Below are 15,433 nucleotides of genomic sequence, written 5' to 3' on the forward strand. Positions count from 1 at the left end.
GGCGCCGCTTTACCCCGGCGCGCCGGCAGGTTCTACACGGAATCTGGAAGAAAGGACCCCCATGGACGCCGTTACGGCTGCAAAGGCGCGGATTGATCGAGCGTTGGCCGATCTGGAGCGCAAGGTGCTGGAGCTGAAGGCGAGGCCCGCCTCGGCGCCGCCGATCGCCGATGACGATCTGTTCGCGCCACGTCCCTCGAACGCGGCCGATCTGGCGCGCATCGCCGAGCTTGAAGAGGTCGGCCAGGAAACCGCCCAGGCCCTGGCCCTTGCGGCCGACGCCGTGCGCGAGGTGCTGGCGCAACAGCAGGCGGCCTCACAGCAGGCCGCTGGGCGAGAGGAGACGAACTGATGGCGACGGTGACGGTAGAGGTTCACGGCCGCCCCTATGCGGTGGGCTGCGCCGATGGTCAGGAGGCGCGGGTGCGCGACCTGGCGTCCCAGTTCAACGAGCGGGTGCAGGGCGTGGCCGATCAGGTCGGCCAGGTCGGGGACGTGCGCCTGTTCCTGATGGCGGCTCTGATGCTGGCCGACGAGCTTGGAGAGGCGAAACGTCAGGCGGCGGTCCAGAACTCGGGCCGGGCCAAGGCGACGGCTGCGGCCGCCGTTGCGCCGGCCTCCGCCAGCGACGGCGTGGCCGAAGCCCTGAACGCCGTGGCCGCAAGGATCGAGAAGATCACTCAAACGATCTGAGCGCGGTTTCTTCCTCCCCATAAAGGGGAGGGAGAGGGATGTTCGCCATTGTTGAAACCCGCCCGAACGCCTATCTTGTGCGGCGGCGGGTCCTGCTGCGGCTCACGTCGAAGACAACATATCCTTCTGACCTTAATTCACTCATAGGGATCTGTCCCTGTCCGGGCTCGAGGGCCTGGGCATACGGAGCCCACCTGGCTACCCAGGTCGAGAGGATTTAAACGCGCTTTACGGCTCACGCGGCGCCGCCAACCTTCTTTTTTGTGCGCTACGCTCGCGACGCGGTCGCTCGCTGCTTGAGCGCGTTCTGTGCGCCATCGCTCGCCGCGTCGCGTCTCGCTGTTTGAGCGTGTTAGCCCAGTTCTTCTCCCGTTCCTCCCTCCGCCGTCATCCTCGGGCTTGACCCGAGGATCGGGTTGGGCGACGCGCTCTGCTTGTCGGCGTTCAGCGCGCCGTTGGGCTGGATCCTCGGGTCAAGCCCGAGGATGACGGTGGGATTGGCGAAGGGCCGAGCGGCGATGACCCCCAAGCACGAACTTCGCGCCGCCATGCGCGCGCTTCGCAAGCGTCTGGCCGAGGCCGACCCCGAGGCGGCCGAGCGCGCCGCAGGCCATGCCGACGCCCTTCCTTCCGGCGAGATCGTCGCCCTCTACCGCGCCATGGGATCGGAGCTGGATACGGACGTTCTCGCCAATGTCTTGCATCAGGCGGGGCGTCGTCTGTGCCTGCCGGTGGTGCTGGAGCGCGACGCGGCCATGATCTTCCGCGCCTGGGCGCCGGGCGAGCCGCTGGAGCTGGACGCGGCCGGGTGCCCCGCGCCCCTGCCTCTCGGCGAGGTGGTGACGCCCGACCTGATCCTGACGCCCCTGCTGGCCTTCGACGCTCACGGCGGGCGGCTGGGGCAGGGCGGCGGTTACTACGACCGGACCTTCGCGGCGCTGCCCGATGCCCGGCGTATCGGCTTCGCCTATGCCGGACAGGCGGTCGAACGCCTGGATCTGGAGCAGCATGACATCCGTTTGCATGGCGTTCTGAACGAGACCGGCTATAGAGCCTTCCCATGAGGCTCCCCCAATGAGACTGGCTTTTTTCGGCGACGTGGTTGGCAAGTCCGGGCGCGACGGACTTTCGGACCACCTTCCGGGGCTGAGGCGCGACCTCAGGCTCGATTTCGTGGTGGTCAATGCAGAGAACGCCGCGGGCGGCTTCGGCATCACCGAGAACACCGCCAACGACATCTTCAACGCCGGGGCCGACGTCCTGACGCTGGGCAACCACAGCTGGGACCAGCGCGAAGCCCTGACCTATATCGTGCGCGAGCCGCGCCTGATCCGGCCGGCCAACTATCCGCGCCTGATGGATGCGCCGGGACGCGGCGCCGACGTCTTCGTCACGCCGGACGGGCGCCGAGTGCTGGTCATCAACGTTCTGGGCCGCGTCCACATGGACCCGATGGACGACCCCTTCAGCGCCGTGGAGCGCGAGCTGGAGGCCGCGCCTCTGGGCGTCGTCGCCGACGCCGTCATCGTCGACATGCACGCCGAGGCGACCAGCGAGAAGATGGGCATGGGCCACTTCTGCGACGGCCGGGCCAGCCTGGTGGTCGGCACCCACACCCACGTCCCGACGGCGGACGCCCAGATCCTGCCTCACGGCACGGCCTATCAGACCGACGCGGGCGGCTGCTGCGACTACGACTCGGTCATCGGCAACGACAAGGAAGAGCCCCTGCGCCGCTTCACCACCCGCCTGTCGGGCGGGCGCTACACCCCGGCCAGCGGTCCGGCCACCATATGCGGCGTCTTCGTCGAGACCGATGACCGCACCGGCCTGGCCAAGCGCGTCGAGCCGATCCGCGTCGGCGGCCGTCTCAGCCAGGCGATCCCGCAGGTCTAGGCCGCAGCGGCCCGCTTCCGCGCCCTGAGCCGCAGGCGCAGGGTCCGCTGGCTGCGCAGGGTGACCTGATGGATGGGGCGGGGCTCGATCGGGGTGATGGCCTCGACCTCGGCGGCCTTCAGGATTTCGGCCAGGGCGATCACCGCCTCCTGCATGGCGAAGGCGGCGCCGATGCAGATGCGCGGGCCGCCGCTGAAGGGCAACCAGGCGTAGCGATCGATCGACTTGCGGTTCTCGGGCAGGAAGCGTTCGGGGCGGAAGGCGTCGGGCTCGACCCACAACTTCTCATGCCTATGGATGACCCAGGGCGCGATCAGCACGCTCTGACCCGCCTCCACCTCATGGCCGCCGATCTCGTCGTCCTCCAGCGCCTGCCGGATCATGGCGGGGGCGGGCGGAAACAGACGCATGGCCTCCTCGATCACCGCACGGTGCCAGATCAGGTCGCGCACGCCCGCCGGACTGCGGTCCCAGCCGTCCGCCTCGGCCTTCAGAATGTCGGCCACGCGGCGGTCGCGGCTGATCAGGTGCAGGGTCCAGCCCAGGGTCCTGGCCGTCGTCTCATGTCCCGCTAGGATGAAGGTCAGGATGTTGGAGGCGACCTCATGATCCGACAGGCCCGAACCGTCGCCTTCTTCATCCCGGGCGTTCAGCAGGGCGGTCAGCAGGTCGTCGGGCGCGTCGCCGTGGGTCAGGCGGGCGCGCCGTCGCGCCACCAGGGCCGCCACCCGCTCCTCGAAGAAGCGCGCCGCCCCGCCCGAGGCCACGCGGCCCAGACGCGGGATCCAGTCGGGCGCCTTCAGCGCATCGAGCGGACTGATCCGCGCCCCGACCGACAGATACTGGTTCAAGGCCCTTTCAAACCCGGCGGCGTCGCCGTCCAGGTCGTCGGAGAACATGGTCGCCGACAGGATGTCGAAGGTCAGGCCGCTCATCTCGCTGTCGATGTTCAGCACGCGCGCGCCGTGGTGCGGCAGGCGCCAGCCCTCGACCCGGCGGCGGCAGACCCCATCCATGATTTCCGCCGTTCGGGCGGTGTAGGCGGGCGTGAAGAGCGGCGCCATGATGCGGCGTTGCCGCCGCCACTGCTCGCCCTCGGTCAGCAGCAGGCCGTCGGCCAGCATGGGCCCCAGCACCCGTCTTTGCAGGTCGCCCTTCACATAGTTGGCGGCGTTGTCGGTCAGGACATGACGCACGCCGGCCGGGTCGCTGACCACCAGCGACCGTCCCAGCGGCGACTGGCCGCTGATGTAGAGCTCCCTGAAATGCGCCTCGCCCCAGATCTGCAGCGGATCGCGCCAGCTCTGCCACAGGAAGGGCAGCAGGCTCATCCGCGCGGTCCGGCGCGGCGGCGTCCAGGGACGGAAGGTCGAGGCGGCGGCGTCTGTCATGGAGCGCTCCTTCTCAGGTCGACTCCATATTTATTGACTATAATGTCAAAATGAAGGGGCTTCGAGGCTATCCCGCCAAACGCCTGGCGCTGAGCAACCGTTCACGCAGGTCGTGGAGTTGCGTCGCGCGACGCTGGGGAGCGTGGGTCTGCAGGACATAGGTCTGTGCGGCCCGGGCCAGCGCCAGGCGTCGTTCGGGATCGCCGATGAGACCGTCCATCGCCGCAGCCAGTCCTTCGGCGGTCAGGTCGTCGACATAGACGGCGTGCGGGCCGCTGGCTTCGCGCAGGCCGCCGCGTCCCGACGAGATCAGGGCCGCCCCCGCCGCATGGGCCTCCAGCGCGGTCAGACCCAGGGGCTCGGCCCAGACCGAAGGCGTCAGGGCGATGGCCGCCCGTTGCATCACCGCCTGGACCTCGCCCAGCGGCGCGGACTTCAGCACCGATACGCGATCGCCGAACTGCTCCAACGGCGCGACGTGCGGCGCGGCCCAGGCGGCGTGCTTGTCCCAGTCGTTGAGCATCAGCACGGCGCGCCAGTCCGGATGGCGCTCCAGCACGGCGGGCAGGGCGGCGCAGATCAGGTGCACCCCCTTTTCCGGCATGGCGCGACCGGCGAAGGCGATCACAGGCTCGCGGTTCTCGACCGGCGCCCGCCACAGATCGACGCTGATCGGATTGGGAACGGCGAAGGCCTTCGGCTCCTGGCGCGGAAAGTCGTGCAGGAATTCCCGCCGCCCGGCCTCGCTGACGAAGACCAGGCCGTCCAACTGGCGAAAGCGCCGCTCGTAACGCCAGCGATCAAGCGGGGTGCGTGGGGACTTCAGCGCATTGTGCCGATAGAGAACCCGCGTGGCGCGCGGAAACCGGCGGGCGATATGAAGGGCCTGTCGGAGCTGCTGATGGAATTCGATCACATCCGGCTGATAGTCGCTCAGCGCCTTTTCAAGCGCCGCCATCCGCTTCCTGTCGCTGGGCAGGCGGTGGGCCGGCAGGTCGCCGTGGTCGTCAGCGCCCTCGCAGCAGAAGATGCGGAGTTCCGCCTTCTGCGCGCCGCGAGCCAGAGTCCGCACGACCGTCTCCATGGAATTCGGCTGGGATGCGGAGAAGCGGCAACCGGAAGGCAGGACGACAGCGACTTTCAGCGGAGGGCTCCGTCGGGGCTTGGCTATGCCGAGCGCCCTACACCATCAACATGAACGGCTGCTGACAATCCGCCTTAAGGTTGTGCGGCGCGACGCGCTTCAAGCGCGCGCAGACTGGCTTCCTCGGCCTTCAGATCTTCGGCCAACTGGGCTTTCAGCGCCGGATCGGCGACGGCGGCCAGGGCGGCGCGGGTCTCCTCCACCGCCTGGCGTCGTGCGGCGATCAGTCGCGACAGTTCATCCGGCTCATGCAGGGCCGGGCCGGAGGCGGTCGGGCGACGGATCGCCTGGACCTCTTCTTCCTCGGTGGTCTTCAGCGCGGCGGCCTGCCGGGCGGCGGCCGCATCGCGCAGGGCGTGCTGGACGGGATCGCCGCCCTCGAACTCGCAGGCCGACAGCAGGGCTGCGCCGGCGACGACGAGGGTGAGGACGGCGGCTCGCATCAGCCTTCGATCCAATTCGGCATCCAGCCTTCGTGGAACTCGCGCAGGTGAGCGACCGGCAGGCGGAACAGCTCGCCCTTCGGACCCGAGGAGGCGAAGTCCGTTCCCTTGACCAGACCCACGACCGAGGCGTGCAGCCCCGCATCCTGGGCCTTGGCGATCAGGGCGTCGGCGTCCGCCACGGCGACCAGATAGCGAGCCTGGTCCTCGCCGAACAGGAAGGCGTGGGCGTGAGCCTGGCTGGAGGCGTTCAGTTCGATGCCGACGTCCGAGGCCAGGGCGATGTCCGCCGCCGCCCCGACCAGGCCGCCGTCCGACAGGTCGTGAACGACCGTCAGTTCGCCCGCCTCGATCAGGCCGCGCACGAAGTCGCCGGTCTTGCGTTCCAGCTTCAGGTCGACCGGCGGCGGGGCTCCGTCCTCGCGGCCCAGAACTTCGCGCAGATAGATGGAGGCGCCCAGTTCGCCGTGCGTCTGGCCGATCAGCACCAGCTGGTCGCCCTCGGCTGCGCCGCCGAAGCCGGTGGTCACGTCGTAGTTGGTCAGCAGGCCCACGGCGCCGACGGTCGGTGTCGGCGGAATGGCGACGCCGTTGGTCTCGTTATAGAGGCTGACGTTGCCGCTCACGACCGGGAAGTCCAGCTCGCGGCAGGCCTCGGCCATGCCGTCGGTGGCGCGCACGATCTGGCCCATGATCTCGGGCCGCTGCGGGTTGCCGAAGTTCAGGTTGTCGGTGATGGCGATGGGACGCGATCCGACGGCGGTCAGGTTGCGCCACGCCTCGGCCACCGCCTGCTTGCCGCCTTCATAGGGGTCGGCCTGGACATAGCGCGGGGTGCAGTCGCTGGTGACGGCCAGGCCCTTTTCCGTGCCGTGGACGCGGATCACGCCCGCGTCGGCGCCGGTCGAGGAATCCTGAAGCGTGTCGGCCATGACGTGGCGGTCGTATTGCTCCCAGATCCAGCGCTTGGACGCCATGTCGGGGCAGGCGACGACCTTCAGCACGGCGTCGTTCCAGCTTTCCGGCGCGGGGACTTCCGCCGGGTCGAGGCGCGGTTGCAGCTCGGGCTGGACCCACGGACGGTCATACAGGGGCGCGTCGTCGAACAGCGGGGCCAGCGGCACGTCGCAGACCACCTCGCCGTGATGCTTCAGCACCAGATGGCCGGTGTTGGTCGTCTTGCCGATAATGGCGAAGTCCAGATCCCACTTCTGGAAGATGCGATAGCCGACGTCTTCATAGCCGGGCTTCAGCACGGCCAGCATGCGCTCCTGCGATTCCGATAGCATCATCTCATAGGCGGTCATGCCGGTTTCGCGCTGGGGCACCTTGTCCAGATCCAGCTCGACGCCGACGCCGCCCTTGCCCGCCATCTCGACGGACGACGAGGTCAGGCCCGCCGCGCCCATGTCCTGAATGGCGGCCACGGCGCCCGAGGCCATCAGCTCCAGCGTGGCTTCGATCAGCAGCTTCTCGGCGAAGGGGTCGCCGACCTGCACCGTCGGGCGCTTGGCGTCCGACTCGTCGTCGAACTCGGCCGAGGACATGGTGGCGCCGTGGATGCCGTCGCGGCCGGTCTTTGAGCCGAAGTAAACCACGTCGTGGCCCGCTTCCGGCGCGGCCGAATAATAGATCTCATCGGCGCGGGCCAGGCCGACGCACATGGCGTTGACCAGGATGTTGCCGTTGTACCCGGCGTGGAAATTCGTCTCGCCCGCGACGGTCGGCACGCCGACGCAGTTGCCGTAGCCGCCGATGCCGCTGACCACGCCCTTGACCAGACGCTTGGACTTCTCATGCGACGGATCGCCGAAGCGCAGGGCGTTCAGCAGGGCCACCGGGCGCGCGCCCATGGTGAAGACGTCGCGCATGATGCCGCCCACCCCCGTCGCCGCGCCCTGATAGGGCTCAATGTAGGAGGGGTGGTTGTGGCTCTCCATCTTGAAGATGCAGGCGTCGCCGTCGTCGATGTCGATCACGCCGGCGTTCTCGCCGGGGCCGCAGATGACGCGCTCGCCCGTCACCGGGAACTTCATCAGCTGCTTCTTCGACGACTTGTAGGAGCAGTGCTCGGACCACATGACCGAGAAGACGCCCAGCTCGACCTGGTTGGGCTCGCGGCCCAGCCGGTCCAGCAGGACCTGATATTCATTGGGGGCGAGGCCGTACTCTTCGGCCAGCTGGGCGATGGTCTTTTGGGGCGCGCTCATGGGCGGGCCTTCTAGCCGTCTCTGGGGCGTCTGTCAGCCCATCCGAAGCGGCCTTGGCGAGACTCAACGACGGCGTTCGATTCCGCGCCTCAGGCCGAAGGTGACGATGACGCCGGCCACCACCACGACGAAGGCCGCCGCCAGGGTCGTAAAGGCCAGCACCGGCTTGACCTCCTGCTCGGCCACGAAGGCGCCGACCAGGCCCCAGGCGATGGGCAGGGGATAGGCCAGGGTCCGCAAGGCCCAGGTCACGCCGATCCCGACAAGGGTGGTGATAGCCACGGCCAGCACGGCCCAGCCGGTCGGCGACAGGGCGGCGGGCAGGGCCTCAAACGCCGTCGCCACGGTGATCAGGTTCAGCGGCGCCGCCACGGTCAGCCACCCGGCCAGCGCCGCCAGCGGCCAGATCAGGAACCAGCGGTCCCGCTCCATCGCCCCGGTCGCGCGGATCGTGCGTGCGCTGGCCAGCATCGGCAGCAGCAGGGCCAGGAGCGAGGCGAAGATGACGATGACGCTGGCCGCCTTGAGGTTCAGCGCCGCCATGATGATCCAGAAGCCGATGCCGAAGAAGGCGACGACCGACGGCCAGCCCATGCGGTTGATCAGGACGCTTTCGCCCGTCTGGGGCAGGGCCTGACGCCCGGCGTAGATCAGCAGGCCCAGATAGAGCAGGCTCCAGATCGAAAAGGCGTAACCGGCCACCCGCAACGTCTGGTTTCCGTCGGCGGCGAACTCCGCCTGGCTCAGGCCGAAACCGCCCAGGGCCTGAACGATGGGAACGATGACGGCGAAGACGGCGGCGGCCAGCACGGCCAGGCGGCGCGTCTGCTGGGCGGGGGTGGGGCGTTCGATGGCGGTCATGCGTCTCTCCGGCTCAGCTTCGCCGTATCTACGCGCGGCGCCGAAGAAGGTTCATCGGCGGGGCATGGAACCGCGACCGGTCCTCCCGCCTTGCTTTCAGGCCATTGAGAAGGAGGCCGTCATGACCGACCCCGACAAACCGGACCCCATTGAACAGACGCTCGAGGAAGAGGTCGAGACCAATCGCGCCCTGGAGCAGGGCCTGGGCGTCGGCGCTCGCGAACTGGCCGCCATTCACGAATCCGGCGCCGAAGGCACGCTGGAGCGCGCGACCGACGAGGACGGCGAACCGATCGAGGAAGAGGTCGAGGTCGGCGACGCCGGCCGCAGCGCCAGCGTCCTGGATCGCAAGGGCGACTGAGACGCTTGACCGTCGCGATGGAGGGCGGTTCCATCCTCCCATGACCGACGTTCGCTCCCCTGATCCACGACTTCAGGTCGACGCCCTCTTGCGCGAGGCGCGGCGGGCGCGCGAGCGGTCGGACGCTGCGGCCCTGGCGGCGGCGGCCGAGGCGCTGTTGCGGATCAACCCGCGCGAGCCGCGCGCCCTGGTGTTCAAGGGCGACGCCCTCAGCGCCCAGGGGGATCATCGCTCGGCCATGAGCTTCTACGGCGCCGCCCTGGCTCAGGGTCGGGCGATCGCCGCCCCGCCGCCGGACCTGCGGGCGGAACTGCAACACGCCGCCGCAGCCCAGGCCGAGGGCGCTCGTCGCTTCGAGCAGGGTCTGCGCGACGGGCTGGCCAGGCGCGGCTTCGACCCCGCAACCTCCAGCTCACGCTTCGCCGCCTCTCTGGATCTGATGACGGGCAAGCGGCGGCTCTACTACCAGCAGCCGAAATTCTACATGTTTCCCGGCCTGCCGCAGATCGAGTTCCAGCCGCGCGAGACCGTCGCCTGGCTGGCCGAGATCGAGGCGGCGGCGCCCGCCATCCGCGCCGAACTCGACGCCATCCTGGCCGAACCGGCGCTGTTCGCACCCTATATCGAGGACCGCTCCAACCGGCCCCGGAACGATCAGGCGGGGCTGCTGGGCAATGACGCCTGGAGCGCGGTCTTCCTGTGGAAGGACGGGGTCGAGGTTCCTGAGATCGCGGCGCGCTGCCCGCAGACGATGAAGGCGCTGGCGGCGGCGCCCCTGTGCCGTATCCCCAGCCGTTCGCCGTCGATCCTGTTCTCGAAACTGCAGGCGGGCGCGACCATCCCGCCGCATCACGGCCTGATCAACACGCGGCTGATCTGTCACCTGCCGCTGGTCGTGCCGCCGGCTTGCTGGTTCCGTGTCGGCGGCGAGGAGCGCCAGTGGAGGGCGGGCGAGGCCTGGGCCTTCGACGACACGATCGAGCACGAGGCCGCCAACGACAGCGACCAGGACCGCACCATCCTGATCTTCGATGTCTGGAAGCCCGAGATCACGGCCGAGGAGCAGGACCTGATCCGCGCCCTGTTCGCCACCATCGACGCCAGCGGCGCGGCTGCGCCGAAGTTGGGGGCATGAGGCCGCCCTCCGCCGTCATCCTCGGGCTTGACCCGAGGATCCAGCCCCTTCGCCGTGGGTCAAGGCTCGTCGAGTCGCAACGTCAGCCGTGGTGCTGCTGGATGAAGGCCGTTTGAGGCGCGACGTCAGATGTCATGCAGCTGGATCCTCGGGTCAAGCCCGAGGATGACGGCAATCGGGGCGACGGCCGGCGATGGCGCCGGTCAGGCCGCCGCGTAGATGCTCTGGAACAGGGTCGCGCCGTCGGCGCTGCCCAGTTCGGCTTCGAACGCGCGGTCCGGGTGGGGCATCATGCCCAGGACGTTGCCGCGCTCGTTCTGCAGGCCGGCGATGTCGGCGACCGAGCCGTTGGGGTTGTCGACGTAGCGGAAGACCACCTGGCCCTCGCCCTCGATGCGCTTCAGCGTCTCGGCGTCGGCGTAATAGTTCCCGTCGGCGTTGCCCTGGGTCATGACGATTTCGCGCTGGCCCTGATAGCCCGAGGTGAAGCGCGTCTGGCCGTTGGCGACGGTGATGCTGATGGGCTTGCAGATGTATTTCAGGCTGCTGTTGCGCATCAGGGCGCCCGGCAGCATCCCGGCTTCGCAAAGGACCTGGAAGCCGTTGCAGATGCCGACCACGGTGACGCCGTCGTCGGCGGCCTTCTTGACCGCCTGCATGATCGGGGCCTGGGCCGCCATCGCGCCGCAGCGCAGATAGTCGCCGTAGGAGAACCCGCCCGGCAGCACGATCAGATCGAGGCCCTTGGGCAGTTCGGTCTCGGCGTGCCAGACCATCTGGACCTGTTCGCCAGTGGAACGTTCGACGGCGACCTTGCAGTCGCGATCGCAGTTGGAACCGGGGAAGACGATGACGGCTGCGCTCATGACCGGGCCTCCTAGCACCCTTCGTGGAGAATGTCAGGCGTCGCTTTGCGGCGTCTTGCGACCGGTGGTCCAGGCGACCGCCCAGACCGCGAAACCGCCCAGCGACAGGGCGACGCCGACCCAGCCGGTCGAGGTCCAGCCCCAGCCCGCCGCCACCGCCATGCCCGCCAGCAGGGGGCCGATGGCGTTGGCCGTGTTGAAGGCCGAGTGATTCAGGGCGGCGGCCAGGGTCTGGGCGTCGCCGGCCACGTCCATCAGCCGGGTCTGCAGCACCGAGCCCAGCCCGCCGCCGCCGCCGATCAGCAGCACCACGATCATCACCGCCCACAGATGCGGCGCGGCGAAGGGGTAGAGGGCCAACGCCGCCGCGCTCCACAGCAACAGGCCGCCCGCCGCCAGCATGCCGAAGCGATCGGCGGCCCAGGCGCCCAGCAGATTGCCCGCCATCATCCCCAGACCGAACAGGGCGAAGACCCAGGGCAGGACCTCAGGCCCCACGCCCGTCACCGCCTTCAGCGTCGAGGCCAGGTAGGCGTAGACCGCGAACATGCCGCCGAAGCCGACGGCGCCGACGCCCAGCGTCAGCCAGACCTGGCCGCGCTTCAGGGCCCCCAGTTCGCGCCAGGGACTGGCGTCGGGATGGGCCGGATCGCGCGGCGCGAACAGGGCGACCAGCGCCATGGTCAGCACCGCCAGCACGCTGACGATGGCGAAGGTCCAGCGCCAGCCGAACTCATGACTGACGGCGTTGGCGACCGGCACCCCGATCACCGTGGCGACCGTCAGGCCCAGCAGGATGGTCGAGACCGCGCGGGTTCTCAGGCGCAGAGGAACCAGCGACGCCGCCACCAGCGCCGCCACCCCGAAATAGGCCCCGTGCGGCACGCCGCTGAGAAAGCGGAAGGCCAGCATCCACTCATAGGTCGGGGCGATGGCGCTGAGCGCGTTGCCGACCGCGAACAGGGCCATGAAGCCGATCAGCAGCAGCCAGCGCGGCAGGCGCGCGCCCAGCACGGCCAGGATCGGCGCCCCGACCACCACCCCGGCGGCATAGGCGCTGATGACGTGGCCCGCCTTGGGTTCGCTGACGCCCAGGCCTGCGGCGAAGTCGGGCAGGACGCTCATGGCCGCGAACTCGGTCACGCCGATGGCGAAGCCGCCCATGGCCAGGGCCAGCAGCACCAGCGCCGTCTTGCCCGGCTCGGCCACACGCTCGATGTCGCGACCGGCCGTGATGCAGCCGGTTTCGTCGAGGCAGGGGGCGGCGTCGGCAGGGGCCATGAGGTATCGCAATGCAGCAAAAGGGGAGGTTGCGCTGCAAAATAGGAACGCGGCCCACGGCATCAACCGGAGCGGCGTCGAAGCGCTTATCACGCTTTGTGTCCATGCCTCGGGAGGCCGGGCGTCAGCTCCGGTTTTCGTAGGTCGCTGTGATCGACGCCTTGGCCAGGGTGTGGAAGTGCAGGTTGAAGCCGAAGACCGCGCCCGAGTTGTCTTCCGTCACGTCCAGCCGGTCCACATCCACGGCGAAGACGGTGAAGATGTAGCGGTGCGGGCCGTGGCCTGGGGGCGGGGCGGCGCCGCCGAAACCGGCCTCGCCGTAGTCGGTGCGGCCCTGGACGGCGCCCCTGGGCAGGTTCGCCCCGCCGACCGCGCCCGCGCCGGCCGCCAGTTCGGCGACATCGGCTGGAATGTTGGCGACGGTCCAGTGCCAGAAACCCGATCCGGTCGGCGCGTCAGGGTCATAACAGGTGACGGCGAAGCTCCTGGTCCCCTCCGGGGCGCCCGACCATGAGAGCTGCGGCGACGTGTCGCCCAGCGCCTTGACCTGGGCGTCAGGCAGGACCCCTCCGTCAGAAAAGGCGGTCGAGTTGACAGTGAAGCTCATGGCGGCGTTCTCCCTTTGGCGGCGGATCAGGTCGCCGAAACTGAAACAGGACTAACGAAAGACTGGTCACGGACGTTGCGTCGCGACATTCTGTCCCTAGCTAAGGTCAAGCTGTCTTGATGAGCGGAGGAACGGGATGCTGCAAGCCCTGTTGGACCGAACCTTTCAGACGCGGTCGATCCGGGTGCGATTTCCCGACGGCCGCGAGCTGACGGCAGGGCCGGGCGAGCCGGAACTGACGGCCGTGCTGACCGATATGAAGGCGGCCGTCGCCATCGCCGCCAATCCTGACCTGGCGTTGGGCGAAGCCTTCATGGATGGAACATTCCAGGTCGAGGGCGGCGGCATCTATGAGTTTCTGGAACTGGCCGCCTCGCAGATGGCCTTGCGTCCGCGCGCGCCGAAGATGACCTGGATGCAGCGGATCAAGCGTGGCGCCGAGCAGGCCAATGATCGACTGAACGCGCGCAGCAATGTGCATCACCACTATGATCTGACGGTCGACTTCTACCGCCTGTTTCTGGACGACGACCTGCAATATTCCTGCGCCTTCTTCGAGACGCCGGACGCTAGCCTGGAGCAGGCCCAGGTCGCCAAGAAGCGCCGCCTTATCGACAAGCTGTTGCTGGAGCCGGGGCATCGCGCCCTGGACATCGGCGCCGGTTGGGGCGGGCTGGGGCTTTCCATGGTCGAGCGCGGGGCGCGGGTGACGGGCGTCACCCTGTCGACAGAGCAGCACCGGACGGCCAATGAGCGTGCGGCGGCTCTGGGCGTCACGGACCGGGCGGACTTCCGGCTTCAGGACTATCGCGACCTGGACCAGACCTTTGATCGCATCATCTCGGTCGGCATGTTCGAACATGTCGGCGCGCCGAACTATCAGGAGTATTTCGACACCGTCGCCCGCCTGCTGGATGACGACGGGGTGGCGGTGATCCACGCGATCGGCCGTAACTCGCCGCCCAATCGCACCCAGCCCTGGATCCGCAAATACATCTTCCCCGGCGGCTATATTCCGGCGCTGTCGGAAGTGCTGCCCGCCATCGAGCGGGCGGGCCTGTGGGTCACGGACATGGAGGTGCTGCGTCTGCATTACGCCGAGACCTTGCGGCATTGGCGCGAGCGGTTTCTGGCCCGGCGCGGCGAGGCGCGGGCCATGTATGACGAGCGCTTCTGCCGGATGTGGGAATTCTATCTGGCCTGCAGCGAGGTCGCCTTCCGCGAACTGGGCCACATGGTCTTCCAGCTGCAACTGACGAAAAAACAGACCGCCGTGCCGCTGAGCCGGGATTATCTGTGCGGGTGATCGCCTGATCCTTCTCCCCTCGGGGGAGAAGGTGGGCGCCGCAGGCGCTCGGATGAGGGGGCTGTGTCAGCGTGCAGAACGGTTGATGTCGAGGGCCAGGCCGGCGGCCCCCTCATCCGTCTTGCTCCGCAAGCCACCTTCTCCCCCGAGGGGAGAAGGATAAGGCGCCTCAGGCGACTTCGATCCGGTAGCTTTCGATGACGGTGTTGGCCAGCAGGGTGTCGCACATGCGCTTCACCTCGGCCTCCTTGTCGGCGACGGCGTCGTCGAGGTCGAACTCGATCAGCTTGCCGACGCGGGCGTTCGACACGCCGTTCCAGCCCAGACCCTGCAGGGCGCCTTCGACGGCCTTGCCCTGGACGTCCAGGACGCCGGGCTTGAGGAAGACGTGAACTTTAACCTTGGCCATTAATGCAGCCCTCCCTGAATCACGGTCGGCATGTCCTTCATGATGCCGAGGCGGCGGGCCACCTCGGTGTAGCTTTCGATGACGTCGCCCATGTCGCGGCGGAAGCGGTCCTTGTCCAGCTTCTCGCCCGTGGTCGAATCCCATAGGCGGCACGAGTCGGGGCTGATCTCGTCGGCCAGGATGACGCGGCTGAAGTCGTTCTCCCACACGCGGCCGAACTCGATCTTGAAGTCGACCAGGGTGATGCCGACGGCGCCGAACATGCCGCACAGATAGTCGTTCACCCGCACCGTCATGGCCAGGATGTCGTCCAGTTCCTGGGTGGTGGCCCAGTTGAACGCCGTGATGTGCTCTTCGGTCACCATTGGGTCGTTCAGCTCATCCTTCTTGTAATAGAATTCGATGATCGAACGGGGCAGGGGCGTGCCCTCTTCCTGGCCCAGGCGCTGGGCCAGCGAACCGGCGACGACGTTGCGGCAGACGACTTCCAGCGGAATGATCTCGACTTCGCGGATCAGCTGCTCGCGCAGGTTCAGACGCTTGATGAAGTGGTTGGTCACGCCGATCGTGTTCAGGCGCGACATGATGAATTCGCTGATGCGATTGTTGATGACGCCCTTGCCTTCCAGGGTTGCCTTCTTCTGCGCGTTGAAGGCGGTCGCGTCGTCCTTGAAATACTGGATCAGCGTGCCCGGCTCAGGCCCTTCGTACAGGATCTTGGCCTTGCCCTCGTAGAGCTTCTTGCGCTTGGTGTTCATCTTCGGGTCCCGGACGGGAAGGAAACGGACGGCCTCAAAACGAAAAACGCGCGGCCCGAAGGTCGGGGCGGC

Annotated in this window: 17 protein-coding genes and 1 other RNA gene; 8 read left to right on the forward strand and 10 right to left on the reverse strand. The window is 68.2% G+C overall.

The window, feature by feature from the left end; genetic code table 11:
• Window positions 1–61: 61 nt before the first annotated feature.
• The 5 genes from AC52GN_RS02940 (at window position 62) to AC52GN_RS02960 (ending at window position 2,589) form a co-directional block, all read left to right on the forward strand.
• Window positions 62–352 (forward strand): hypothetical protein, encoded by a 291-nt coding sequence (locus AC52GN_RS02940; RefSeq protein WP_338576401.1) that lies wholly within the window; start codon window positions 62–64, stop codon window positions 350–352.
• On the forward strand, window positions 352–693 hold the full coding sequence (locus AC52GN_RS02945; protein WP_291778013.1) for a cell division protein ZapA: 342 nt from the start codon (window positions 352–354) through the stop codon (window positions 691–693). The genes AC52GN_RS02940 and AC52GN_RS02945 overlap by 1 nt, the downstream gene beginning before the upstream one ends.
• Window positions 694–782: 89 nt before the next feature.
• A non-coding RNA gene (gene ssrS, locus AC52GN_RS02950) (6S RNA) lies at window positions 783–943 on the forward strand.
• Between the two features lie 268 nt (window positions 944–1,211).
• Entirely contained in the window at window positions 1,212–1,757 is a 546-nt protein-coding gene (locus AC52GN_RS02955; protein WP_496528130.1) for a 5-formyltetrahydrofolate cyclo-ligase, read from the forward strand.
• Window positions 1,758–1,767: 10 nt separating this feature from the next.
• Window positions 1,768–2,589, forward strand: coding sequence for a TIGR00282 family metallophosphoesterase (locus AC52GN_RS02960; protein WP_125901736.1), 822 nt, complete (start codon window positions 1,768–1,770; stop codon window positions 2,587–2,589).
• Here the strand turns inward: AC52GN_RS02960 and AC52GN_RS02965 are convergent.
• From AC52GN_RS02965 to AC52GN_RS02985, 5 genes are all read right to left on the reverse strand, one after another.
• Complete coding sequence (locus AC52GN_RS02965; RefSeq protein ID WP_496528131.1) at window positions 2,586–3,980, reverse strand: cytochrome P450; 1,395 nt, start codon at window positions 3,978–3,980, stop codon at window positions 2,586–2,588. The two genes, AC52GN_RS02960 and AC52GN_RS02965, sit on opposite strands and share 4 nt — an antisense overlap.
• A gap of 67 nt (window positions 3,981–4,047) precedes the next feature.
• A complete protein-coding gene (locus AC52GN_RS02970) occupies window positions 4,048–5,052 on the reverse strand; it encodes a glycosyltransferase family 4 protein (RefSeq protein WP_291778017.1) in 1,005 nt (334 codons plus the stop codon).
• Window positions 5,053–5,198: 146 nt separating this feature from the next.
• Window positions 5,199–5,567: an indole-3-glycerol-phosphate synthase gene (locus AC52GN_RS02975; protein WP_496528132.1), complete on the reverse strand. Its 369-nt coding sequence runs from the start codon at window positions 5,565–5,567 to the stop codon at window positions 5,199–5,201.
• Window positions 5,567–7,777 carry a phosphoribosylformylglycinamidine synthase subunit PurL gene (gene purL / locus AC52GN_RS02980; protein WP_496528133.1) on the reverse strand — a complete coding sequence of 737 codons (2,211 nt, stop codon included), beginning with the start codon at window positions 7,775–7,777 and terminating at the stop codon, window positions 5,567–5,569. The genes AC52GN_RS02975 and purL overlap by 1 nt, the downstream gene beginning before the upstream one ends.
• Window positions 7,778–7,840: 63 nt before the next feature.
• Window positions 7,841–8,638 (reverse strand): TspO-related membrane protein, encoded by a 798-nt coding sequence (locus AC52GN_RS02985; protein WP_496528134.1) that lies wholly within the window; start codon window positions 8,636–8,638, stop codon window positions 7,841–7,843.
• Window positions 8,639–8,759: 121 nt separating this feature from the next.
• On the opposite strand from AC52GN_RS02985, the gene AC52GN_RS02990 reads away from it, so the two are divergent.
• On the forward strand, window positions 8,760–8,999 hold the full coding sequence (locus tag AC52GN_RS02990; RefSeq protein ID WP_496528135.1) for a hypothetical protein: 240 nt from the start codon (window positions 8,760–8,762) through the stop codon (window positions 8,997–8,999).
• A 40-nt stretch (window positions 9,000–9,039) separates the two neighbouring features.
• A complete protein-coding gene (locus tag AC52GN_RS02995; protein WP_496528136.1) occupies window positions 9,040–10,134 on the forward strand; it encodes an aspartyl/asparaginyl beta-hydroxylase domain-containing protein in 1,095 nt (364 codons plus the stop codon).
• Window positions 10,135–10,337: 203 nt separating this feature from the next.
• On the opposite strand, the gene purQ is transcribed toward AC52GN_RS02995, so the two are convergent.
• From purQ to AC52GN_RS03010, 3 genes are all read right to left on the reverse strand, one after another.
• A complete protein-coding gene (purQ, locus tag AC52GN_RS03000) occupies window positions 10,338–11,000 on the reverse strand; it encodes a phosphoribosylformylglycinamidine synthase subunit PurQ (protein WP_343830935.1) in 663 nt (220 codons plus the stop codon).
• A 33-nt stretch (window positions 11,001–11,033) separates the two neighbouring features.
• Window positions 11,034–12,281 (reverse strand): MFS transporter, encoded by a 1,248-nt coding sequence (locus AC52GN_RS03005; protein WP_346487289.1) that lies wholly within the window; start codon window positions 12,279–12,281, stop codon window positions 11,034–11,036.
• A gap of 124 nt (window positions 12,282–12,405) precedes the next feature.
• On the reverse strand, window positions 12,406–12,888 hold the full coding sequence (locus AC52GN_RS03010) for a YbhB/YbcL family Raf kinase inhibitor-like protein (RefSeq protein ID WP_496528137.1): 483 nt from the start codon (window positions 12,886–12,888) through the stop codon (window positions 12,406–12,408).
• A 136-nt stretch (window positions 12,889–13,024) separates the two neighbouring features.
• Between AC52GN_RS03010 and AC52GN_RS03015 the strand changes: the two genes are divergently transcribed.
• Complete coding sequence (locus tag AC52GN_RS03015) at window positions 13,025–14,194, forward strand: class I SAM-dependent methyltransferase (protein ID WP_496528138.1); 1,170 nt, start codon at window positions 13,025–13,027, stop codon at window positions 14,192–14,194.
• 169 nt (window positions 14,195–14,363) lie between these two features.
• Here the strand turns inward: AC52GN_RS03015 and purS are convergent, their stop codons facing one another.
• Entirely contained in the window at window positions 14,364–14,603 is a 240-nt protein-coding gene (gene purS / locus AC52GN_RS03020; protein ID WP_286950396.1) for a phosphoribosylformylglycinamidine synthase subunit PurS, read from the reverse strand.
• Entirely contained in the window at window positions 14,603–15,361 is a 759-nt protein-coding gene (purC, locus tag AC52GN_RS03025) for a phosphoribosylaminoimidazolesuccinocarboxamide synthase (protein WP_291778039.1), read from the reverse strand. Before purC ends, purS begins: the two co-directional genes overlap by 1 nt.
• Between the last annotated feature and the right edge of the window lie 72 nt (window positions 15,362–15,433).

The sequence above is a fragment of the Brevundimonas sp. SS2672 genome (assembly GCF_059579685.1).